The 22,108-nt window shown below is 72.7% G+C and carries 18 protein-coding genes; 7 read left to right on the top strand and 11 right to left on the bottom strand.

The annotated features are described in order from the left end of the window. Window positions 1-252: 252 nt before the first annotated feature. The 3 genes from AB0B63_RS10855 to AB0B63_RS10865 all read right to left on the bottom strand — a co-directional run bounded on the left by AB0B63_RS10855 (window position 253) and on the right by AB0B63_RS10865 (window position 3,918). Window positions 253-1,851, bottom strand: coding sequence for an LPXTG cell wall anchor domain-containing protein (locus tag AB0B63_RS10855; protein ID WP_357016841.1), 1,599 nt, complete (start codon window positions 1,849-1,851; stop codon window positions 253-255). A gap of 200 nt (window positions 1,852-2,051) precedes the next feature. Next, window positions 2,052-3,602 carry an LPXTG cell wall anchor domain-containing protein gene (locus AB0B63_RS10860; RefSeq protein WP_357016844.1) on the bottom strand — a complete coding sequence of 517 codons (1,551 nt, stop codon included), beginning with the start codon at window positions 3,600-3,602 and terminating at the stop codon, window positions 2,052-2,054. Window positions 3,603-3,705: 103 nt separating this feature from the next. Further along, window positions 3,706-3,918, bottom strand: a complete 213-nt coding sequence (locus tag AB0B63_RS10865) for a hypothetical protein (protein ID WP_208565314.1) — start codon at window positions 3,916-3,918, stop codon at window positions 3,706-3,708. A gap of 124 nt (window positions 3,919-4,042) precedes the next feature. Between AB0B63_RS10865 and AB0B63_RS10870 the strand changes: the two genes are divergently transcribed. Both AB0B63_RS10870 and fbaA read left to right on the top strand, forming a co-directional pair. Further along, entirely contained in the window at window positions 4,043-4,426 is a 384-nt protein-coding gene (locus AB0B63_RS10870) for a phage holin family protein (protein WP_208565315.1), read from the top strand. A 143-nt stretch (window positions 4,427-4,569) separates the two neighbouring features. Next, on the top strand, window positions 4,570-5,592 hold the full coding sequence (fbaA, locus tag AB0B63_RS10875; protein ID WP_208565316.1) for a class II fructose-bisphosphate aldolase: 1,023 nt from the start codon (window positions 4,570-4,572) through the stop codon (window positions 5,590-5,592). A gap of 80 nt (window positions 5,593-5,672) precedes the next feature. On the opposite strand, the gene AB0B63_RS10880 is transcribed toward fbaA, so the two are convergent. Further along, window positions 5,673-6,878: a hypothetical protein gene (locus AB0B63_RS10880; RefSeq protein ID WP_208565317.1), complete on the bottom strand. Its 1,206-nt coding sequence runs from the start codon at window positions 6,876-6,878 to the stop codon at window positions 5,673-5,675. Window positions 6,879-7,276: 398 nt separating this feature from the next. Here AB0B63_RS10880 and AB0B63_RS10885 point away from each other — a divergent pair, with 398 nt between their 5' ends. Then, window positions 7,277-7,705 (top strand): DUF3151 domain-containing protein, encoded by a 429-nt coding sequence (locus AB0B63_RS10885; protein ID WP_208565318.1) that lies wholly within the window; start codon window positions 7,277-7,279, stop codon window positions 7,703-7,705. A 72-nt stretch (window positions 7,706-7,777) separates the two neighbouring features. Here AB0B63_RS10885 and AB0B63_RS10890 read toward each other — a convergent pair whose 3' ends face one another. Together AB0B63_RS10890 and AB0B63_RS10895 are read right to left on the bottom strand one after the other, a co-directional pair. Then, window positions 7,778-9,964 carry a chromosome partitioning protein gene (locus AB0B63_RS10890; RefSeq protein ID WP_357016851.1) on the bottom strand — a complete coding sequence of 729 codons (2,187 nt, stop codon included), beginning with the start codon at window positions 9,962-9,964 and terminating at the stop codon, window positions 7,778-7,780. A 76-nt stretch (window positions 9,965-10,040) separates the two neighbouring features. Then, the gene (locus AB0B63_RS10895; RefSeq protein ID WP_357016854.1) at window positions 10,041-11,159 is read right to left on the bottom strand and encodes a hypothetical protein; all 1,119 of its coding nucleotides are present in this window, start codon (window positions 11,157-11,159) and stop codon (window positions 10,041-10,043) included. A 123-nt stretch (window positions 11,160-11,282) separates the two neighbouring features. Between AB0B63_RS10895 and AB0B63_RS10900 the strand changes: the two genes are divergently transcribed. The 3 genes from AB0B63_RS10900 to purD all read left to right on the top strand — a co-directional run bounded on the left by AB0B63_RS10900 (window position 11,283) and on the right by purD (window position 15,336). After that, window positions 11,283-12,572 (top strand): adenylosuccinate synthase, encoded by a 1,290-nt coding sequence (locus AB0B63_RS10900; RefSeq protein WP_208565321.1) that lies wholly within the window; start codon window positions 11,283-11,285, stop codon window positions 12,570-12,572. 183 nt (window positions 12,573-12,755) lie between these two features. Further along, entirely contained in the window at window positions 12,756-13,700 is a 945-nt protein-coding gene (locus tag AB0B63_RS10905; RefSeq protein ID WP_357016858.1) for a type IV toxin-antitoxin system AbiEi family antitoxin domain-containing protein, read from the top strand. A 385-nt stretch (window positions 13,701-14,085) separates the two neighbouring features. Further along, on the top strand, window positions 14,086-15,336 hold the full coding sequence (purD, locus tag AB0B63_RS10910) for a phosphoribosylamine--glycine ligase (protein ID WP_357016861.1): 1,251 nt from the start codon (window positions 14,086-14,088) through the stop codon (window positions 15,334-15,336). Window positions 15,337-15,743: 407 nt separating this feature from the next. On the opposite strand, the gene AB0B63_RS10915 is transcribed toward purD, so the two are convergent. The 4 genes from AB0B63_RS10915 to AB0B63_RS10930 form a co-directional block, all read right to left on the bottom strand. Beyond that, the gene (locus AB0B63_RS10915; protein ID WP_357016863.1) at window positions 15,744-16,934 is read right to left on the bottom strand and encodes a serine hydrolase domain-containing protein; all 1,191 of its coding nucleotides are present in this window, start codon (window positions 16,932-16,934) and stop codon (window positions 15,744-15,746) included. Between the two features lie 198 nt (window positions 16,935-17,132). Continuing rightward, on the bottom strand, window positions 17,133-18,698 hold the full coding sequence (locus AB0B63_RS10920; RefSeq protein WP_357016866.1) for an AMP-binding protein: 1,566 nt from the start codon (window positions 18,696-18,698) through the stop codon (window positions 17,133-17,135). Window positions 18,699-18,847: 149 nt separating this feature from the next. Continuing rightward, window positions 18,848-20,062, bottom strand: a complete 1,215-nt coding sequence (locus AB0B63_RS10925) for an acyl-CoA dehydrogenase family protein (RefSeq protein ID WP_357016869.1) — start codon at window positions 20,060-20,062, stop codon at window positions 18,848-18,850. Between the two features lie 2 nt (window positions 20,063-20,064). After that, entirely contained in the window at window positions 20,065-20,517 is a 453-nt protein-coding gene (locus AB0B63_RS10930; protein WP_208565327.1) for an SCP2 sterol-binding domain-containing protein, read from the bottom strand. A 77-nt stretch (window positions 20,518-20,594) separates the two neighbouring features. On the opposite strand from AB0B63_RS10930, the gene AB0B63_RS10935 reads away from it, so the two are divergent. Further along, on the top strand, window positions 20,595-21,233 hold the full coding sequence (locus AB0B63_RS10935) for a TetR/AcrR family transcriptional regulator (RefSeq protein ID WP_208565328.1): 639 nt from the start codon (window positions 20,595-20,597) through the stop codon (window positions 21,231-21,233). A 134-nt stretch (window positions 21,234-21,367) separates the two neighbouring features. Here AB0B63_RS10935 and AB0B63_RS10940 read toward each other — a convergent pair whose 3' ends face one another. Next, the gene (locus tag AB0B63_RS10940) at window positions 21,368-21,985 is read right to left on the bottom strand and encodes a DedA family protein (RefSeq protein WP_357016874.1); all 618 of its coding nucleotides are present in this window, start codon (window positions 21,983-21,985) and stop codon (window positions 21,368-21,370) included. Window positions 21,986-22,108 lie beyond the last annotated feature (123 nt).

Below are 22,108 nucleotides of genomic sequence, written 5' to 3' on the forward strand. Positions count from 1 at the left end.
GCCCGCCGCTCCCCGGCCCGCCGCCGCCCGGCCCGCCGCTCCCCGGGGCCTCAGCGGTCCGGGCCCCCGCTTCCCGGGGCCTTAGCGGTCCGGGGCCCCCGCTCCCCAGAGCCCCAGGGCCTTAGCGGTCCGGGGTGCGCGGGCGGCGAGGCGCAACGCCCGGCGGGCCGGCCCGGTCGGGTGCGCAGGCGGTGGAACGCGACGCCCCGCCGACCCGGGTGGGTCGACGGGGCGTCGGAGGTGCGGCGGAGGTCAGGCCACGAAGCGGGTCCGGCGGCGGCGGGCCACCAGGTAGCCGGCGGCACCGGCGACGAGCAGCAGTGCGCCGACCCCACCGACCAGGGCCGTCGAGCTGCCGGTGATCGGGAGCGGGCCACCGTCACCGGCGCCCGCGCCCCCGTCACCCCCGCCGGGGCCGTCCGTGCCGCCGTCGGGGCCGGTCGCGTTGACGAGCAGCTTCGTGACGTCGTTGGCCGCGTTGGTGTCCTCGGTGAACCCTTCACACTCGCACTTGGCGTTGATCGTCACGGTGCCTGCGGCGTCCGGGACCACCTTGTCGATCCGCAGGTCGAACGAGAAGGTCTGCTTCTCGTTCACGGCGAGGTAGATGTCCGGGAGGCAGCGGTACGCCTTGGCGCCGGGCGTGCCGGCCTCCGACCAGTCCGCGTCGCCATCGGCGAAGGGCATGCAGGTGTCGGGCACCTCGACGGCGGTGGTGCCGGTCGGCACGACGACGTCCACCTTCGTGACGGGGCTGCCGCTACGGCTGAAGTCCAGCGACGCCGGTCCGTCGTTACGGACGCCGATGGTGGCATTGACCACCTGACCGGCCTTGCCCTTCACCGAGTTGCCGATCGCGGCCAGGTCCGTCCCGTTCTTACCGGTGGCCTTGACCACCACGCTGGACCAGTTGTTGTAGGGGTCGGTGTCGGACTGGAGACCCCGCCGGTTGCCACCCTTGCCCAGGCTGAGTTCACCGCCGTCGCCGGGCTTGCCGATCGAGACGCCCAGATGCGCCAGGTACGTCGTGAAGTCCTCGAACTCCGCCACCGTCATCCAGTTGTGGTAGCCGTAGCTGCGGCCCGGGGCGTAGGCGTCCTTGCCGAGCAGGTACGGGGCGTCAGCGGTCCAGCTCTCACCGGGAGCCGCGACGAGGTCGGTGAAGCTGCACGTGCGCAGCTGGTCACCCTCGTAGGTGCAGTTGCTGTACTTCTTGCCGGGGCGGATGGCCCGGTCGTGGTCGAAGACCGCCACGGCACCCTTGACGGTGCTCTGCCCGACGTTCTGCACCGTGAGCGGGGCGGTGAAACTCCCACCGGGGGCCGTGGACCGCGTCACCTCGGTGCCGCCGGCGAGGTCGACACCCTCGCCGACCCGGACCTTGGCGGTGTGGCTGGCCGACTTGGCACCGTCCGCGCTGACCGTCACCTTGAGGTCGCCGCTGTCGCCGTCCTGGGCGTCGGCGGTCGGTGCGATGACGACGTTGAAGTAGCCGCCGATGCCCCACTCCTCGAGCTCGACCTCGAACGGGTCGGTGCAGACCAGGACGCCCTGCTGCGGCGAGGTGCAGTCACCGCTGCCCACGCTCTCCGGCTTGACCGTCACCTTTCCGCTGAGCCCGGCGAAGTCGTAGCGCACGCTCAGGCCGCGCAGGACGGCCGGCACGGAGCTGTGCAGCGTGGGCGAGTTCGTCTTGCCTTCGGAGCCGAGTGCGACGGTCGTGTCATCGAAGTAGATGCCAAGATTGACCTTTGCGCTCTCGGCCGACGCCGGGGTGGCCGAGGCGGCGACGAATGCTCCGGCCACGCTCAGCCCGGCGAGCCAGCGCCGGGTCGAGTGCTTGAGCATCATGGATTTCCTCCCGTGGGTGAGCAGCGAAGCCTGCGAATCCTATGGATCTCGCGCTTCCCGTGCTGCCCGTGATGCCGCGCGGGTCCAGAGATGGGCCGAACGGGCCGGCTGAACCGACACAACGGCCGGGTCGGGTCCGTGGACGGTTGCGGCGACCCGCCGGACCGGGTCGCCGACGGGACTCGGATGGTGGAGGAGGATCAGGCGACGAAGCGGGTCCTGTGACGGCGGGCCACCAGGTAGCCGCCGAGGCCGGCAACGAGCAGCCCCCCACCCAGTGCGGCGAGAGATGCGGCGGCGCCGCCGGTGATCGGCAGTGAACCGTCCCCGTCCGGTTCCCCACCGGCACTGCCGTCGGCGGCCGGCAGGAACACGATCTCCGCCCGGTCGTTGCGGTGATCGGTGTCACCGTCGAGGGTGGTGGTCACCGCCCCGGCGGTCCGTCGGGTCAGCCGGTCGACGCGCAGCGTCAATGCGTAGGAGAAGGTCTCCCCGGCATCGGCGAAGTCCCCGGGACCACCGCACCCGTAGGACGGTGCACCAGGCTCGCCTATGTCGCCACCGTTCCACTTCCCGTCGGTGACCGGGTAGCAGTTCCAGACGATGTCGACCACCGTCAGGCCGTCCGGGATGTCGACCTGCACCAGGGGTTGTTCCCGCCACGTCTCCACGGTCGTCGGCCCCAGGTTGCGGAAGCCGATCGTCATCTTCACCCGGTCACCGACCCGCACCCGGGCCTCGTCGCCCACGGCGGCGGCGTCCGCCGTCCGGTCGCCGGTGATGGTCACCCGGACGTCGGTCCAGCTGTTCCGGACAGCGGGATCGGTCCGTGCCGCGGACGGCTGGGCGACCAGGCGCAGCTCGATGCCGTTACCGGGAGTGTCGGGCGGTTTCGGGGCGGTCGGGTCGTTCTCGACCAGCGCCCAGTCGTCGGTGGTCCACCACTGGAGCCGGTTGGTCAGCACCAGGCCGCTGCGGGCGATCCGGTTCACCCTGAACGGCAGCGGATCCGAGAGGCGGTAGGTGACGCCCGGTTCGAGTTCCGTGTCGAAACGGCAGACGAGCGGGGTGCCCTCCCTCCACCGGCAGTTGCGGAAGTTGTCGCGGTACGTCAACAGCCAGTCCGGATCCATGGTGAGCACGACACCGCGTTCGGGTCCGGGGCCGGCGTTGCGCACGGTGCCGGTGACGTCGAGCAGGTCGCCGGGTTCGACGCTCAGCTCCGCCTTCGGTGCGGTCTGCAGGTCGACCCCCTCGACGACGGTCACCGTGGTGGTCCGGGTGCCGCTGGCCGCGGACGACGTCACGTCGAAGCGAAGCTCGACCCGGGTGTCCAACGGCGCGTCGGACCGGGCGTCGATCTGGAAGAACAGGGTGGGAAACTCGTTCGACATGGCCGCCTTGCCTTTTTTGGCGGTGCAGCGCAGGCGCCTGTCGGGTTGGGCGCAACTCCAGCCGTCGCCCGAGGTGGTGAGGCGGCCGACCTTGTCCAGCTCGGACAGGTCCAGGCCGAGGTGGAAGGGCTCGCCTTCGGCGAGGTGGGTGATGTCGATGCGGACCTGACCCGAGGTGCCGTGCCCGGGGGCGACCAGCAGGTTCCGCGATTCGATCTTCACCGCGCCGGCTGCGGTCGGCGCGGCGGCGGCGGAGACGAACGTGCCAACGGCCAGGGCGGGGGTGGCGGCCGTGCCGACGAACACGCCGACGGCGACGAATGTGGCGAACCAGCGCCGTAGGTGGTGCCGAAGCATGAGGACTACCTCCCGGCGGGTGACGGAAAGTGGTCAGCCTCTCACGCAGGTCACACTCCGCGTTGCCCCGCCACGCCGGGACGACGTCGGTCGGCCCGCACCGTCAGCGGTAGTCGTCCTCGTCGGCGGTGACCACCCGGGCCTGCTCCATCGCGTCCCAGTCGTCGACCTCCAGGCCCCGGTGCGGCTCCGCGTCGGTCTCGTCCGGACCGACCACGGCGGCCTGCTCGACCGCGTCGGCCGGCTCGGCCTCCGGGTCGCGTTCCTGCGGGTCGAGGTGGTCGCTCGGGGTGAAGTCCTCGTGGGGCTGACCCATCGTCCCTCCCTGGTGCCGGCGGCCTGTCCACCCCACCGTACGGGCTGGTGGCGGAGGTCGCCCGGTGGGCGCGGGAACGCGGGAACGTCCCACCGGGGACGTCGGGTGGTGTCAGGATGGGTCGGTGGGCTTCCTGATCCGACTGGTGATCACGGCGATCGCGCTGTGGGTCACCACGCTGATCGTGCCCGGGGTCGACGTCACCGGGCGCAACGGCGCGAACACCGCGCTCACCCTGCTGGTGGTGGCGCTGATCTTCGGCGTCGTCAACGCGGTCCTCAAGCCGGTGATCAAGGTGGTCGGCTGCGTGTTCTACCTGCTCACCCTCGGGTTGTTCGCGCTGGTGGTGAACGCCCTGCTGTTCATGCTGACCGATTGGCTCGCGCGCGCCCTCGACCTGCCGTTCCGGGTGGACGGTTTCTGGGCCGCCTTCTGGGGGGCCATCGTGATGGCCGTGGTGACCTGGTTGATCAGTGTCGCCGTACCGGACCGGTGGGAGCGCCGGTGAGCCGACCGGTGGACGGCCACCGGGGCGGTGGTGCCCGCCGTCGCCTCCTGCGGGATACTGCCGACGGTGGACAGCGCGGTCCGGCGCACCGATGGAAGTCAGCGGCCAGCGCGGCCGAGAGCGGTAAGTAAGGAGCTTTTCACATGCCCATCGCTTCCCCCGAGGCTTACGCGGAGATGCTGGACCGGGCCAAGGCCGGCCGGTACGCGTACCCCGCGATCAACGTGACCTCGTCGCAGACCCTGAACGCGGCGCTGAAGGGCTTCGCCGACGCGGAGAGCGACGGCATCATCCAGGTCTCCACCGGTGGTGCCGAGTACCTGTCCGGCCCGTCCGTCAAGGACATGGTGACCGGTGCGGTGGCGTTCGCCGCGTACGCGCACGAGGTGGCCAAGAAGTACCCGGTCAACATCGCGCTGCACACCGACCACTGCCCGAAGGACAAGCTGGACGGTTTCGTCCGGCCACTGATGGCCATCTCCCAGGAGCGGGTGAAGGGCGGCCAGGAGCCGCTGTTCCAGTCGCACATGTGGGACGGCTCGGCCGTGCCGGTGGCGGAGAACCTGCAGATCGCCGCCCAGCTCCTCGACGAGGCCGCCAAGGGCAAGATCGTCCTGGAGATCGAGGTCGGCGTCGTCGGTGGCGAGGAGGACGGCGTCGAGAACGCCATCAACGACAAGCTCTACACCACCGTCGAGGACGGCCTGGCCATGGTCGAGGCGCTCGGCCTGGGCGAGAAGGGCCGCTACATGGCGGCGCTGACCTTCGGCAACGTGCACGGCGTCTACAAGCCGGGCAACGTCAAGCTCCGGCCGGAGATCCTCAACCAGATCCAGGAGGCGGTCGGCGCCAAGTACGGCAAGGACAAGCCGCTCAGCCTGGTCTTCCACGGCGGCTCCGGCTCGCTGCTGGAGGAGATCCGGGAGGCGCTCGACTACGGCGTGGTGAAGATGAACATCGACACCGACACCCAGTACGCGTTCACCCGGCCGGTCGCGGACCACATGCTCCGCAACTACGACGGCGTCCTCAAGATCGACGGCGAGGTCGGCAACAAGAAGCAGTACGACCCGCGTACCTGGGGCAAGCTGGCCGAGGCCGGTCTCGCCGCCCGGGTCATCGAGGCGTGCGAGCACCTGCGCTCCACCGGCACCCGGATGAAGTGACCCTTCCGCGTATCCGCCGACGGCCGGCTCCCCGCCCGGGGAGCCGGCCGTCAGTGTCGCGGCGGTGACCGGGACGGACCTCAGCCGGTCGCGGTGAGCACCCGGACGGCCTCGTGGACGTCGTCGGTGAGGTGGATGCTGGCGGACAGGTCACCGGCCGGCGACCCGGCGAACAGTGGGCGCAGCAGCGACTCGATCGGCAACTCCCGGGTCCAGTACGCCTGGTCGAGGAAGACGTACGCCCCGCTCGCGCCGTCCGTGCCGTAGTACGTCTTCGTCGCCGCCTGGAACACCTCCTGCACGGTGCCGGCCCGGCCGGGCGCGAAGACGATCCCGCCCCGGGCCAGCCGCAGGATAGTGTCCTCCCGGATGGCGTTGGAGAAGTACTTGGCGATCCGCCCGGCGAACAGGTTCGCCGGCTCGTGCCCGTACAACCAGGTGGGGATGGCCAGCCCGCCGGAGCGGGCCCAGTCCAGGCCGGGGCCGCGCTGCTGCGGCACGGTGGCGACGTAACGGTCCCGCACCGCCAACGCGGCGGCCGTGTACCGGTCGTGATCGGTGAAGTCGGGGGCCACCGCCAGCAGGTCGATCGCGGTGTCCAACTCCCGCGCCGGCCAGGCCGCCAGGAACGCGCCCAGGTTGGCCGCCTCCATCACCCCGGGGCCGCCGCCGGTCACCACCAGCCGGTCGGCCCGCGCCAGCTCCCAGCCCAGCACCGCCGCCATCCGGTACGGCACACTGCCGCGCGGCACCGCGTGCCCACCCATCACCCCCACCACCGACTGCGGCCCGTGGGTGGCGAGCCAGGTCCGGGTCGCGTCGGCCAGGGCGTTGTCCACCCCGTGGTCGTGCAACCGCTGCCCGAGCGCCTCCTTCACGTCCGGCAGCGCGCCACCGTGGGCGCGGAAGTGCTCGTAGACCCGGGTGTCGTACATCCCGGCGAACCCGCCGTCGGCGAACCCCTCGGCCAGGTCGGTCGGGGTGTACAGGTGGGCCGGCTGGGTCGGGTAGGGCAGACCGGAGAAGGGCGGCACCACGTTCGCCCCGCGCCGGACCAGGTCCGCGCCGACCTCCCGGCCGGCGAACCGGCAACCCACGAAGAGGGTCCCGGTCACCTCCGTGGCGGTCAGGTCGGGAACCGGATCGAGGTCGAGGCGCAGCCCCTGCACGGTCAACCCGGCGAGGCTGCCGGCGACCAGGTGCCGGTCGAACTCGGCCCGGGTCTCGATCTCGTCATGACTGGTGTCGTGCGGCGCGATGACGTCCGCGGGAGGTGGGGTCGGCACCCCGCCATCCTGCCTCCACCCCGCCACCCCCGCGCGGCGGCCGGGCCTGGCATCCGGCGGGGGCCGGGGCGTCCGCCGCGCGGCGGCCGGGGCACCGACGACAGGAGCCCGGCGACCGAGGTCGCCGGGCTCCTGCGTAACCGGGTCCTGGGGAGGCTCCGGACCAATAGTTGTAGTGGAAAATATCTTCGTGCGGCATGGGCCGCAGGGCCGACCGGCACGACCGCTGGGGTGGATCATCCGGGCCGCGCGGGTCGCCGGCACGACCGCAGGGCCGGTACGGTCGGCCGAGGGTTCACCCGACAGGGTCCCGGGCGTGACGTAGACCTCCACCGTTCAGCCACCGTATGCGTCCGACCCCCTCGCGCGGTGCAGGGCGAAGCGGGTTGAATGGGGCGATGCAGAACCTGTTGCCTGAGCCTCCGGCCACCCTCCTGCCCGCGCACGACGACGCGGACGCCGCGCTGGCCACCGCCGCCGAGCACGGCACCGACGAGGCGTACGCCGAGGTCGCGGCCCGCTTTCCCACCCACAGCGCGGCCTGGGCGGCCCTGGCCACCCGTGCCCTCGACGGCGGTCAGGTGATCGCCGCGTACGCGTACGCCCGCACCGGCTACCACCGTGGCCTGGACCAGTTGCGGCGCAGCGGCTGGAAGGGGCACGGCCCGGTCCCGTGGTCGCACGCCCCGAACCAGGGCTTCCTGCGCTGCCTCTACGTCCTGTCCCGGGCCGCCGGGGAGATCGGCGAGGCGGACGAGGCCGCCCGGTGCGCCCAGTTCCTCCGCGACTGCGACCCGGCGGCCGGGGACGCCCTCGCCAGCGCCTGACCGGCCGGTCGACGCCGGCCCGCCCCCGACAAGTCCGTTCGGGGTGGGCCGGTGCCGACGGTTACGGGCCGCTCAGAGCCCCTCGGCCACCGCTGCCGCGATCTTCAGCCAGGCGTCCCGGGTGGCCGAGGAGAGCCCGCCGTACCGGATCGGCTCACCGGTGTCGATCAGCCGCTCGTACGGTGCGAGCAGCACCGCCCTGGTCCGGGCGGCGAAGTGTTCCTGGATGGCCGGCAGGTCGATCTCCTTGCGTGACGGGGGCATCGACACCACCGTCACCGCCTGCCGGACGAGCCGGTGCCGGCCGCTCTGTTCCAGGTGGTCGAGCATCCGGGCGGCCGTCTCCGCCGAGTCGTTCCGGGCCGACATGGTGACCACCAACTGGTCGGTGGCGTCCATCGCGGCCTGCCAGTTCTGCGCCCGGACATTGTTCCCGGTGTCCACGAAGATCAGCTTGTAGAACCGGCTCACCACCTCGCGGATCTCGGCGAACGCCGCCGCCGTCAGCATCTCGCCCCCGGTGGCCGACTCGTCCGAGGCGAGCACGTCGAACATCCCCTCGCCCTGCGAGCGGACGTACTGCGACAGGTCCCCGATCCGGCCGTGCGGCCCCTGGAACTGCCCGAGGTCACGCAGCATGTCCCGGACCGTACGGGAGTGGAAGTCCTGCTGCGCCCGCATCCCCAGGGTGCCCTGGGTCTCGTTGTTGTCCCAGGCCAGCACGTAACCCCCGCGCTTCTGCCCGAAGGTCATCGCGAGCAGCAGGATGGCCACCGTCTTCCCGGCGCCGCCCTTGGGGTTGACCACGGTCACCTGGCGCAGCCCGCCGAAGTTGCGGCGCACCATCTCGATGTCCCGCTTCACCTCCTGCTCGTGCTGCCCCGGCGGGAGTTTCACCAGGCCGATCCGGTTGACCACGGCCCGCACGCCCATCGTGGCGATCGGGTCGGCCGGCCGGATCTGCCGACGGCGGGCGAAGTCCTCGGCGGTCGGCGCGATCCCGCTGTCCGGTGACCAGCCCAGCTCCGGGTAGCCCACCGGGTCGGGATAGGCCGCCGGGGGCCCGGCGGCCGGTGCCGTCCCGGCCGGCGGGGGCTGCTCCGGCCACGACGACCGGTGCCAGCCGCCGGGCACCTGCGGTCCGGGCAGCAGGCCGGATTCCCCGGGACCCGTCACCCCGGGCCGGGCCGGTCCGGGAGTTGCGGGTCCGGTCGGTTCGGGGCCGTGGGTGGCGGGTCCGGGAGTTGCGGGCCCGGTCGGTCCGGGGCCGTGGGCGGCCGGGCCGGTCGACCCTGGGCCGTGGGCGGCCGGTCCGGGCGTGGCCGGCGCGGAGGCGGTCGGGTCGAGCGCGTCCGGTCCGGCCTCGTCCGCCGCGTGGCGCTCCGGCCCGAGGCGTTCCGGGCCGGGATAGGTCGGGCCGGGATGGGTCGGGCTGAGGTGCTCCGGGTCGGGGTGGGCCGGATCGGATGCGGCGGTGTGGCCGGGTCCGGGTCCGGCGGGGCCGAGATCCGCGTCGGGGGCGGTGGGCCTCGGTGGCGGTCCGGCAGCGGTCGGGGCCGACTCCTCGACGCCGGCCGCGAGTCGCTGGGGCGGCAGCGCCCAGGGCGACTCGCCTCGGCCTGCGGGCTGTGCCGGCGCCGCCGCCACGACTGCCGCCGCCTCCGGTCCGGGCTCCTGGACCGGGGCGGATCTCGGCCGCTGGAGGGGCCCGAACCTGCCGAGATTCCACTCGGTCGGGTCAGTGCCGTGGGCCACGACGGTCGCGTTACGCGCAGGGGACGGCGGGGCGGGGTGGGGTGGGCCGTCGGGCGGGTCCGTGGGCGCCGACGGAGCAGCCCCCCGGGCCGGGCCGGGCGCCGGCACCGGTGGGCCGGCGAGCGACGGATCCAGCGAGAAGGGCAGGTCGATGTCCACCCGCCCGGCCCGGCCCGTCGCCGCCCGCCCGGGTGGGACGTCATACCTCGGTGGGTCGTACCCCGGGGGGACGTCGTACCCCGGGGGGAGGGCGGGGGTGGGGGTCGGTTCCGGGTGGGTGGGCGTCCAACCGTCGCCGGGTGGGGCCCAACCACCGTCGGCCGGCGTCGGCGTCACCTCCGCCGCGAGCGACGGGTACGCCGTCGGCGGGAAGACCGGCGGGGGTTCACCGGCCCAGTGCGGCACCGGCTCGGTCGGGTCGGGCGGCCAGAGCGGTTCGATGTCCCGCTCCGGCACCGGCGGCTGGCCGGGCAGTCCTGCCCGGTCGGCGTTGTCGTCCACCACGGCTCCTCCCCATTCCTCCCGCCGAGGATAGGCCGTCCCGTTGCCGTCACGCCGGGTGACGGACGCGGGTGGGTGGTCAGCCCGTGAAAACCGCCCAGGCCCCGGGCTCGGTCCACCAGGAACGCTTCCGGCTCAACTCGCCCTCGACCCCGTCGTCGAGGAACGGCACCCGTTCGTCACGGGGGATCACGGCCACCGCCCGGCCCCGGGCCCGACGTACCTCGTAGCGGATCTTCTTCTTCCTACCCAACGTGGAGCGGGTCGGCACGGGAACGGCCACCGCGACCTCCACCAGACCGTCGGTCGGGTCGCCGGCGGTGAGCAACGGCAGCGAGTCGAGGGTCGCGTACCCGCCGGCGTTGCCGATCGCGCAGGCCAGGATCGGGTCCGCGCCGTCGGTGAGCACCGCGTCGTCCACCTCCACCCGGCCACGCCAGTGCAGCGGCCGGCCCGCGTCGTCGGCAGCGCCGAGCAACGCACCGTCCAGGGTCACCGAGCCGCCGTCGTTGCGCAGCAGGTCGAGGCGGCGCACCCCGCCGTCGAGCACGGCCGCCGCCACCGCCGCCGGGTCCCGGGGCAGGCCGAGCTGCCCGGCCAGATCCCGGTGCGGGCCACCCCGGGCCGGATCGAGCGGGAGTACGCCGATCGGCGGCAGATCGGGCACCGTACGGTTGCCGGCCAGTTCGGCGGGGCGACGGCTCGGCGGTGGGGCGTACCGGCGGACCAGGCGGCGCACGACGGCGCGCAACTGGGCGTCGGTGGCGGTGGCGACGACCAGCCGGACCTTGCTGTCCGGGTCGGGCCAGGTGAGGCCGTCGGGGCGGGCCGGGGCGTCCAGCCGGGCCAGCACCTCGTCGACCTCGGCTTCGGAGCGGGCGACGACCGTCTCCACCCGGGCCCCCCGGGCGGTCAACGCGTCCGCACAGGCCAGCACCGGCACCCGGGGCGTCTCGCAACGCCCCTGATCCGTCCCGTGCCCCTCGGCCCCGGCCTGCTCGTGCCCACCGCCCCCGGCCTGCTCGTGCCCACCGGTCGGACGGCCCGTGGGGGTCTGCCCGGCGGTCGGGTCGGTCCGTTCTCCGGCCGGTTGCCCGGCGGCCTGCGGAGCACCCCCGCAGCAGCCGTCGCCGCTGCCGCAGCCCCCACCGGGAGCGTCCCGCTCCGAGCCGAGGGTGAGCAGCACCACGTCGTACAAACCGGGCCTCCTGACCTTCGACGCGAACCCCTGCTGGCCACGCCGTTCCTACTTGTTAGCCTGACACCCCGGGCTCGCCAACCGGTCGCCACCTGGCACCCGAGCCTTCTGGAGGCGGAAAAGATGCCAGCGATCGTGCTCATCGGCGCTCAGTGGGGCGACGAGGGCAAGGGCAAGGTTACCGACCTGCTGGGTGAGCGGGTCGACTACGTCGTGCGCTACTCCGGCGGCAACAACGCCGGCCACACCGTGATCACCCCGGACGGGCAGAAGTACGCGCTGCACCTGATGCCGTCAGGTGCGCTCTCCCCGAGCGCGATGATCGTCATCGGCAACGGGGTGGTGGTCGACCCGAAGGTGCTGCTCGCCGAGATCGACGGGCTCGCCGAGCGGGGGGTGGACGTGTCCCGGCTGCGGATCTCCGGCGACGCGCACCTGATCATGCCGCACCACCGGGCGCTGGACCGGGTGGTGGAGCGCTACCTCGGCTCGGCCCGGATCGGCACCACCGGGCGCGGCATCGGCCCGGCGTACGGCGACAAGGTCGCCCGGATGGGCATCCGGCTCCAGGACCTGCTCGACCCGGGCATCCTGCGCAAGAAGCTGGAACTCGCGCTGCGCGAGAAGAACCAGCTGCTGTTCAAGGTCTACAACCGCAAGGCGATCGACGTCGAGGAGACCGTCGAGGAGTACCTGCGGTACGCGGAGCGGCTGCGGCCGTACATCGCCGAGACCCGGGTGATGCTCTGGGACGCCCTCGACCGGGGCGAGACGGTGCTGCTGGAGGGTGCCCAGGCCACCATGCTCGACATGGACCACGGCACGTACCCCTTCGTGACCTCGTCGAACCCGACGGCCGGTGGGGCGTGCGTGGGTGCGGGCATCCCGCCGACCGCGATCACCGGGGTCATCGCGGTGAGCAAGGCGTACACCACCCGGGTGGGGTCCGGCCCGTTCCCGACCGAGCTGTTCGACGACAACGGCCAGCACCTGCGCAAGGTCGGCCACGAGTACGGCACCACCACCGGCCGGGAACGCCGCTGCGGCTGGTTCGACGCCGTCGTCGCCCGGTACTCGTGCCGCCTCAACGGCGTCACCGACCTGGTGATCACCAAGCTGGACGTGCTCACCGGCCTGCCCAAGGTCCCGCTCTGCATCGGGTACGAGATCAACGGCGAACGCTTCGACGACATGCCGATGACGCAGACCGACTTCCACCACGCCACCCCCATCTACGAAGAGCACGACGGTTGGTGGGAGGACATCAGTAAGGCCCGCACCGAGGACGAGCTGCCGGACAACGCCCGCCGCTACATCGCCCGCATCGAGGAACTCACCGGCACCCGCGTCAGCGTCGTAGGCGTAGGCCCTGGCCGCGAAGAAAACGTAGTCCGCCACCCCCTCCTCCCCTAACCCCGCCCCCTCCCTCCCCCCGTCGCGGTCCCGCTCTGCCCCCGGTGATCAAGAGGTTTGCGTCACGAATTGGCCTTTCGTTGACGTAAAGCTCTTGATCACCTGTGGAAACCCGGGGGTTGTCCACAGGGTTATCCACAGGGGTGGAAGTGGGGGTGGGTGGGGCGTGAGGGTGGCGGGGTGATGCCGCTCGAAACTCTCCGTCGGATCGCCTTCAGGCAGGACGGGATGGTCACCACGACGCAGGCCCTCGCGGCCGGGCTGACCCGGGACCATGTCCGGCAGCTCTGCCGCTCCGGCCGGTGGACGCGGCTGTCCCGTGGCTGCTACGCGCCCACCGGGCGGCCACCGGACGCGGTCGCCCGGCGGGCCCGCATCCGGGCGGCAGTGACGAGCCTCGGCCCCGACGCCTTCGCCGTCCTCGACAGCGCCCTCCTGCTGCACGACATCGCCGGGCCACGCCGACCCGCGGTCCACGTCTCGGTGCCGGTGGACCGACCCCGACCGCAACGGCACACCGACCCCACGCTCGTCGTCCACCAGTTCACTGTGGCCCCGGGCGACCTCGCCGAGGTGGATGGCATCCTCACGACCTCGCCGTTGCGCACCGTGACGGACATGATTCTCCGGCTCGACCGGTACCCGGCGGTGTCCGTGCTCGACTCGGCACTGAACCGCGGACTCGTCACCCCGGAGGACCTGGCCAGCGCGCCGACGCTCATCCGGGGCCGGCGAGGTGCCCCGGCGGCCCGCAGTCACCTCGCCGAGGTGGACGGACGCGCCCAGTCACCACTGGAGACCTGGTCACGCTTGCGTTGCGTGGACGGTGGAGTCCCGCCCGACACCCTGCAACAGGAGGTCCGGGACGAGGACGGGCACCTGCTCGGCATCGGTGACCTCGGCTGGCGGGCCGCGCGGCTGATCGCCGAGGCCGACGGTGCCGCCCCGCACGGCACCCCCGAGGCACTCTTCGCCGACCGTCGCCGGCAGAACCGTCTGATCAACGCGGGGTGGCGGATCCTCCGCTTCACCTGGTCCGACGCGCTCCGCCCGGACTACATTCCCCACACCGTCCGCCAGGCCATGTCCCTCACCCGCACCCCGCCCCACCCCGAATCCCCACACTGACCCCGCTCCACCCCGGATTCCACCCACCCCGGATTCCACCAACCCCGCCGAGCCCCACTCCGGATCCACACCTCCCTCCACCCCACCGAGCCACACCCCGTCGAGCCCTCACCCCATCGAGCCCTCACCCCATCGAGCCCCCACCCCGTCGAGCCCCAACCCACCCCGCTGCCCTCACCCCAAACCCTCACCCGCCCTACCCGCCCTAGCCGGTGATCAAGAGGTTTGCGTCAGCCGATCAAGAGGTTTGCGTCAAAGTTGATCTCTAATCTGACGCAAACCTCTTGATCACCGGGGCGAGGTGGGGGCGGGGCGGGGGCGGGGCGGGGCCGGGGTGGGGGCGAGGCACGGTGGGGTGGGGGAGGGGTGGGTAGGATTCGTCGCCGTGCGCGTACTTCTTCTGGGTGGTGGCGGGCGGGAGCATGCGCTCGCGCTGGGGTTGGTCGAGGATCCGGCTGTGGAGGTCCTGTTCGCGGCGCCCGGTAACCCGGGGATCGCGGGTGTGGCGGAGCTGCTGCAGGTCGATGCCGTCGATCCCGTCGCGGTGGCCGAGTTGGCGGTGGAGGTCGGTGCCGACCTGGTGGTGATCGGGCCGGAGGCACCGCTTGTCGCCGGGGTGGCCGACGCGGTAAGCGCCAAGGGCGTCCCCGTGTTCGGTCCGTCGGCCGAGGCGGCCCGGCTGGAGGGTTCCAAGACCTTCGCCAAGGAGATCATGACGGCGGCCGGGGTGCCGACCGCCCGCGCGTACACCTGCACGGATGCGGAGAGCGTCGGGCGGGCGCTGGACGAGTTCGGCACGCCGTACGTGGTGAAGAACGACGGGCTGGCCGCCGGCAAGGGCGTGGTGGTCACCGACGACCGGGACGTCGCGTTGCGGCACGCGCAGGAGTGCGGCCGGGTGGTGATCGAGGAGTACCTGTCCGGGCCCGAGGTCTCCCTGTTCGTGGTGACCGACGGTGAGGCGGCCCTGCCGTTGTTGCCGGCGCAGGATTTCAAGCGGGTCGGCGACGGCGATGCCGGCCCGAACACCGGCGGCATGGGGGCGTACGCGCCGCTGCCGTGGGCACCGCCGGGCCTGGTCGACGAGGTGCTGGCGGACGTGGTCCACCCGACGCTTGCCGAGATGCGCCGCCGGGGTACCCCGTTCGCCGGCCTGCTCTATGTCGGGTTGGCGCTGACCGCCGCCGGCCCCCGGGTGATCGAGTTCAACGCCCGCTTCGGTGACCCGGAGACCCAGGTGGTGCTGGCGTTGCTGGAGACCCCGCTCGGTGGGCTGTTGCACGCCGCCGCGACGGGCACGCTGGCCGCGCACCCGCCGCTGCGGTGGCGGGACGGTGCGGCCGTCACCGTGGTGGTGGCCGCCGAGGGTTACCCGGCGACCCCGCGTACCGGTGACGTGATCACCGGTGCCGACCACCCGGGCGTCATCCACGCCGGCACCGCCCGCCGGGCCGCCGACGGCGCGTTGGTCTCCGCCGGCGGCCGGGTCCTCTGCGGTACGGCCACCGGCCCGGACCTGACCGCCGCCCGCGATGCCGCCTACGCCCTGGTACGCGGCATCGAGTTGGCCGGCTCGCACCACCGTAACGACATCGCCGCCACCGCGATCGACGGCCGGATCACCGTCCCGGACTGATTTGCGGCCCGGGCGGTGGCCGGGGAGCCCGCCCGACGCTGAGCGCGGCGGATCGCTCCCGGGGCGGTGGTCGGCTCACCGCCCGACGCCAGACCGACGCCAGTGCGGCGACCAGTTCGCTGTCCCGGACCGACCGCCGCCAGTGAGGCGGCCCGGTCACCGTTGAGGGCGGCCCGTTCCCCGGCAGCGGCCGTCCCCGGACAGCAGCTGTTCCCGACCGGCGGCCGCCCCCTGGCAGCGCCGTCCCCGGACAGCAGCTGTTCCCGACCGGCGGCCGTCCCCAGGCAGCAGCTGTTCCCGACCGGCGGCCGTTCCCGAGCAGCGGTCGGTTCACCGTTGCGGCGAGGGGCCGTCGCCGGCGCAGTGGGCGGTCGCCGGGGCCACCGGGTTGTCCTGCGGGTCGGCCGTCAGAGCAGGGACAGGGCGGCGGCGATGACCCGTTGGGCGGTGGCGCTGAGTTCCTCGCCCTTGGCGTCGGTGCTGGTGATCGAGTATTCCACCCGGAAGCGGCCGTCCCGGGTGGAGGCGGTCCCGGCGAGGTAGCCGTACCGGGAGCCGGTCTTGATCCACAGGGTTTCGCCGTCGGGCAGCGGGAACGCGGTGAGCCCGGCGCTGTAGCGGGCCGGCCCACCGCTCACGTCCGGCACGCCGGGCAGGGTGAACATCGTGCTGAGCTGGGCCGCCGGCACCACCCGACCGGCGAAGAGCGCGGTGAGGAAGGTGTCCAGGTCGGTGAGACTGGAGATGATGTTGCCGGCGGCCGGGGTGAAGGTCTGGCTCCAGGTGGTCACGTCCACCAGTTCCGTCCGGCCGTCCCGGTCGACTGCCTGGTAGCCGTGGGCGTGCGGGCCCCGGATGTGGGGGTCGTCGCCCGGTGCGTAGGTGTCGCGCAGGCCGAGCGGTCGGGCGATGCGCCGGTCCAGTTCCGTCGCGTACGGGTGGCCGGTGACCTTCTCGATGAGCAGCCCGGCGACGATGTAGCCCATGTTGGTGTAGTGCTGCCTCGTGCCGGGGTCGAACTCGCGGGGGTTGTCGAGGCCGAGCCGGACCAGCTGTTGCGGGGTCCACCTGTCGTACCGGTGGGCGAGTTGCCACTCGATGTCGTCCGGCACGCTGGGGCTGGGTAGGCCGCTGGTGTGGTCGAGCAGCTGCCGGACGCTGACCGTCGGGTAGTCGGCGGGGAGCAGCCCCGGCAGGAGCCGCTGCACCGACGCGTCGAGGTCGAGCCGGCGTTCGGCCACGAGTTGCAGCACCATGGCCGCGGTGAAGGTCTTGGTGACGCTGCCGACCCGGAACCGGGCGTGTGGCGGTACGGGTTGCTGGCTGCGCAGGTCCCGTACGCCGGTGGTGCCGGTCCAGCAGCCGTCCGGCGTGGTGATCCTGACCTGGGCGCTGGTGGCGTCGGCGTCGGGCAGCCCGGCTATCGCCTGCCGGACGGGGGTCGGGTCGAGGGTGCCGGGCCGGCAGTCCGGAGCTGCGCGCCGGTCACCGACGGTGGAGGTGGGAGCGGCGAAGGCGAGCGTCCCGGGTGCCGTAACGCCGAGCAGGGCGCCGAGCGTGGTGGCGACGAGGACCGTACGCCGATTCATGATCTTCATGGTGTCGAGCCTGCCGGTCACGGGGAGCGACGGCATCGGGGACAGCCCCCCACGGCACCCGGATCGTCGGCTCGGGGAGACCACCCCGGGGCCGACGGCCCGCCGAGCGTCCACCGTGCCCGTGCCCGCGCCCGGAACCCGCCCGGCACCCAGGTCGACCCTGCCCGCAGACCGTCGCCCGACGAGGTCAGGGACAGGTCAGCCGTAGTAGCGGCGGAGTTCCCGGGTGAGCACCTTGCCGGTGGCGTTGCGCGGCAGGTACTTCACGAAGATCACATCCCGGGGTACGGAGAACCGGGCCAGGTAGTGCCGGACGTACTCGCGTACCGCCTCGGGGTCGAGGGTCTCGCCGGGGTGCAGGGCGAGGAACGCGGCGAGCCGTTGCCCGTACTCCGGATCGGGTACGCCGAGCACGGCGGCCTCGCGGACCTGCGGTAGCCGGGCGAGCAGGTCCTCCAACTCGGACGGGAACACGTTCTCCCCACCGGAGACGATCATGTCGTCGGCCCGGCCGTCGACGAAGACCAGCCCGTCGGCGTTGACCCGGCCGAGGTCGCCGGTGTCGAGCAGCCCGTCGTGGATCTCCCGGCGGGCCCCCGAGGTGTAGCCCTCGAACAGCATCTCGTTGCCGACGAAGATCCGGCCGACCCGCCCGGCCGGCACCGGCTTCCCGTCGTCGCCGAGGAGTTCCAGTCGGGTGCCGTGCGGGGGGCGACCGGCGGTGGTGGGTGCCTGGCGCAGCTCGGCGGGGCCGGCGATGGCGGCCCAGGAGACCTCCGTCGAGCCGTACAGGTTGTAGAGGACGTCGCCGTAGGTGTCCATGAACCGGGTGGTGAGGTTGCCGGGCAGCGCCGAGCCGCTGACCGCGACCACCTTCAGCGCCGGCCGGGGCTCCGGTGGCGGCACGTCGAGCAGGCGTTGCAGCATCACCGGTACGGCGAACAGCGCCTGGCACCGGTGGGTCACGAGCGCGTCCAGCGTGGCGGCCGGGTCGAACCGGCGGTGCAGCACGATGGTGGCGCGCAGCGCGAAGGCGACCTGGAGTGCCGCGTACCCCCAGGTGTGGAAGATCGGGGCGGCGATCAGCACGGTGTCGTGGGTGTGCAGCGGGATGCGGTCGATGATGGACACCAGCGGGCCGAAGCCGGTCGGGACGGGCCGGCGGGCGCCCTTGGGTGTGCCGGTGGTGCCGGAGGTCAGCACGATGGTCCGGCCGTCGTGGGCGGGCGGGGTGAGCCGGTCGGCGGGGAGCGCGGCGGCGATCAGGGCGTCGAGGCCGGCTTCGTCGACCCGGTGCACCTCGGCGGGGACGCCGAGGACCCGCTCGGCGAACTCGGTGTCGTGCACCAGCAGCCGCAGCCGTTGCTCGTCGGCGACGGTGGCGAGTTGCGCGGCGGACAGTCCGCTGTTGACCAGCACCGCGTCGGCGCCGAGCAGGGTGGCCGCGACGATGCCCTCGATGAGCCCGTGGTGGTTGCGGCACAGCAATCCGACCCGGTCCCCGGCCTGTACGCCGAGCACGCTGCGCATCGACCGGGCCAGTCGTTCGGCCCGGTCGAGCAGTTCCCGGTAGGTGAGTTCGTGGCCGTGCTCGTCGACGACGGCGACCCGGCCCGGGTCGCGGGCGGCGGCCTGCCGCAGTTCGCCGGCCATGCCCCAGCCCCACTGGCGCAGTGCGGCGAGTTGCGAGGCGACCCGGACGGGGTGCCCGGGGGTGAGCAGTCCCCGCCTGGTCAGTGTGGCCACGATGAACGGCAGGTCCATCCGGCGACCTCCTTCGGGGTACGACGTGGGGCCGGCCGGGGCCCTCACCAGGGATTCCTTTCCGATCATGCGTCGTCGCCGGCCGACCGCCCAGTCGACGTCGCCCGTGGTGGACGGGCGGTGACGGGGCGGTCGACCGGTGGCGACGGTCAGCGGATCTGGATGCCGGAGATGGCGCGGGAGATGACCAGCCGTTGGATCTCGGAGGTGCCCTCGAAGATGGTGTAGATCTTGGCGTCCCGGTACCAGCGTTCGACCGGGTGGTCGCGCAGGAAGCCGGCCCCGCCGAGGAGCTGCACGGCCCGGTCGGTCACCGAGACGGCCACCTCACCCGCCTTGAGTTTGGACATCGAGCCTTCGCCGGCGGTGAACGGCCGGTTGTTGCGGCCCATCCAGGAGGCCCGCCAGACCAGCAGCCGGGCGGCGTCGATCTCCATCTTCATGTCGGCCAGGGCGAACGCGACGGCCTGGTTGGCGATGATCGGCCGGCCGAACTGGACCCGGTCCTTGGCGTAGTCGAGGGCGTACTCGTAGGCGGCGCGGGCGACGCCGAGCGCCTGCGCGCCGACGGTCGGCCGGGACAGCTCGAAGGTGCGCATCGCGGCCTGGCCGCTGGACCGCTGGCCGGACCGGGCCCGCGCCAGCCGCTCGTCCAGCGCGTCCTTCCCGCCGAGCAGGCAGCGCCCCGGCACCCGGACGTCGTCGAGGAAGACGTCGGCGGTGTGCGAGGCGCGCAGGCCCAGTTTCTTGAGCTTGCGGGTCGCGTGCAGCCCGGCCGTCCCCGGCGGTACGACGAACGCGGCCTGCCCACGGGAGCCCAGCTCGGGGTCGACGGAGGCGGTGACCACGTGCACCCCGGCGATCCCGCCGTTGGTGGCGTACGCCTTCTGCCCGGTCAGCACCCACTCGTCGGTGGCCTCGTCGTAGACGGCTCTGCTGCGCATGGCGGAGACGTCGGAGCCGGCCTCCGGTTCGGTGGTGCAGAACGCGGCGACGGCGGGGGCGTCGACGGTGCCGAAGCACTGCGGCACCCATTCGACCATCTGGTCGGGGGTGCCGGTGCCGTAGATGGCGGCGACGGCGAGTGAACTGCCGAAGATGCTCAGCCCGATGCCGGCGTCGCCCCAGAAGAGTTCCTCACTGGCGATCGGCAGGGACAGCCCGGTGGGGTCGGCCCAGCAGGTGGCGAGGAACTCGAAGCCGTACAGGCCGATCTTCGCCGCCTCCTGGATGATCGGCCAGGGGGTCTCCTCCCGGGCGTCCCACTCGGCGGCGGCCGGGCGCACGACCTCGGCGGCGAAGCCGTGCACCCAGTCCCGCAGATCCCGCTGTTCCTCGTTCAGGTCGAGCGAGAACTCGGTCATCGTCAGGCCTTGGGGATGTCGAACAGGTTGGCGATGTTGGCGGCCAGGCCCAGGTCGCCCTTGGCCTTCAGCTTGCCGGTCATGAACATCATCACCGGGTTGGCCCCACCGGAGACGATCCTCAGGAACTCGACCGGGCCCATGGTGAGGGCGAGCTTGGGGTCGTGCTGCGGCGGCTCGTTGACGGTGCAGGTGCCGTCGGCGATGACGATCTCGTAGGTGTCGGTGCCACCGTCGGGCCGGCCGGTGATGTTCCAGTGGATGACGGCGCTGGTGGTGCCGGCGCGGTCGGCGCGGAAAATCTGCGGCATCCGACCGAAGACCTCGCTGAGCACCTTGCCGCGCAGGTCGCCGGACATCACCTCGGCGATCTTGTCGTCCGGGGTGGACTTGACCAGCTGGGCGAACTCCTTGGGGCCGAAGTTGGCGAAGTTGGCCGGGTCGAAGTCAGTCATGGGAGTGGCACCTCTCGGGGCGGACGATTTCGGTTACTCAAGCGTAACCTTACGCACGAGTAGGTATGCTCGCAAGAGTGTCCAGCACACCCAGCTTCAAGCGCCTCCCCCGGGCCGTACGCGAGCAGCAGATGCTCGACGCGGCCGTCAAGGTCTTCTCCCGACGCGGCTTCCACGCCGCCAGCATGGACGAGATCGCCGAGGACGCGGGCATCTCCAAGCCGATGGTCTACGCCTACCTCGGCACCAAGGAGGAGCTGTTCATCGCCTGCCTGCACCGGGAGACCGCCCGGATGATGCTGGCCATCGCGGGGGCCGCCGCCCCCGACCTCCCGCCCGACCAGCGGCTCTGGCGTGGGCTGCGGGCCTTCTTCGGCTTCGTCGGGGCGCACCGCGACGGCTGGGCGGTGCTCTACCGGCAGGCCCGGGGCTCCCAACCGTTCGCCACCGAACTGGCCGCGATGCGCGCCCGGCTGGTCGAGGTGGTCGCCGGGATGCTCGACCACGCGCTGCGCGCCCGGGGCCGGGAGGTCGCCGCGACCGAGCTGGAGGTCGTCGCGTACGCCCTGGTCGGCGCGAGCGAGTCGCTTGCCGACTGGCTGGCCGACCACCCCGAGGCCGAGCCGGAGAAGACCGCCACCCGGATGATGAACGTCGCCTGGCTCGGTGCGGCCCAACTCCTCGACGGCGTCACCTGGCGGCCCCCGACGGACTGACCGCCCCACCCGCCCACCCCGGACCCCCGGACTGACCGCCCCACCCGCCGACCCCGGACGCCTGGACCGACCGCCCCACCCGCCGGCCCCGGGCCGGTGCGTGGCCCGTTCCCGGCCCCACCTGGCCGGACTGGTCAGTGGTGGCCGGCGGCGCGGCGGCGGGCCCGCAGGCGCAACCAGCGGGCCAGCTCCATCAACCCGGTCACGGCCAGGGAGAGGCCGATGCCGACGATCAGCCCCCGGACCGGATCGCGTTCGAAGGCCAGCCCGCCGAAATAGCCGAGCAGCCCGCAGTACAGGCTCCAGATGACGGCGGCGACGGCGTCGAAGACCAGGAACCGGGAGAGCGGATACCGGACGGCACCCATGGTCAGGGTGACGGCGGTCCGGCCGCCGGGGACGAAGCGGGAGGTGGTGAGGATCGAGCCGCCCCGCCGGTCCACCGCCCGCCGGGCCCAGTCCGAGCCGCTCCGGCGGCGGCTGCCGTCGGGCAGCCGGGACAGCCGGTGCGCGCCGCCACCCCGACCGATGCCGTACGAGACGTGGTCGCCGCTGAGCGCGCCGAGGGCCGCCACCGCGATCACGGCGGTCAGGTTCGGCTCGCCGCTGGCCGCGAACACCCCGGCGGTGATCAGGACGGTCTCGCCGGGCACCGCCGGGAAGAAGGCGTCGACCGCGGTCACCACGAAGATCACCAGGTACACCCAGGGTGAGGTGACGGTGTGGTGGAGCAGGTCGAGCACCGACTGCATGCCCTCATGCTCGACGCTGCGCCGCCGGCCCGGGGCGGAGTCGCCGGATCAGGGCCGCCGGGCCGGGGCGGAGTCGCCTGGATCGGGCCGCCGGGCCGGGGCGGAGTTGCTGGATCAGGGCCG

The organism is Micromonospora sp. NPDC049081, from assembly GCF_040648835.1.
Classification (GTDB): domain Bacteria; phylum Actinomycetota; class Actinomycetes; order Mycobacteriales; family Micromonosporaceae; genus Micromonospora; species Micromonospora antibiotica.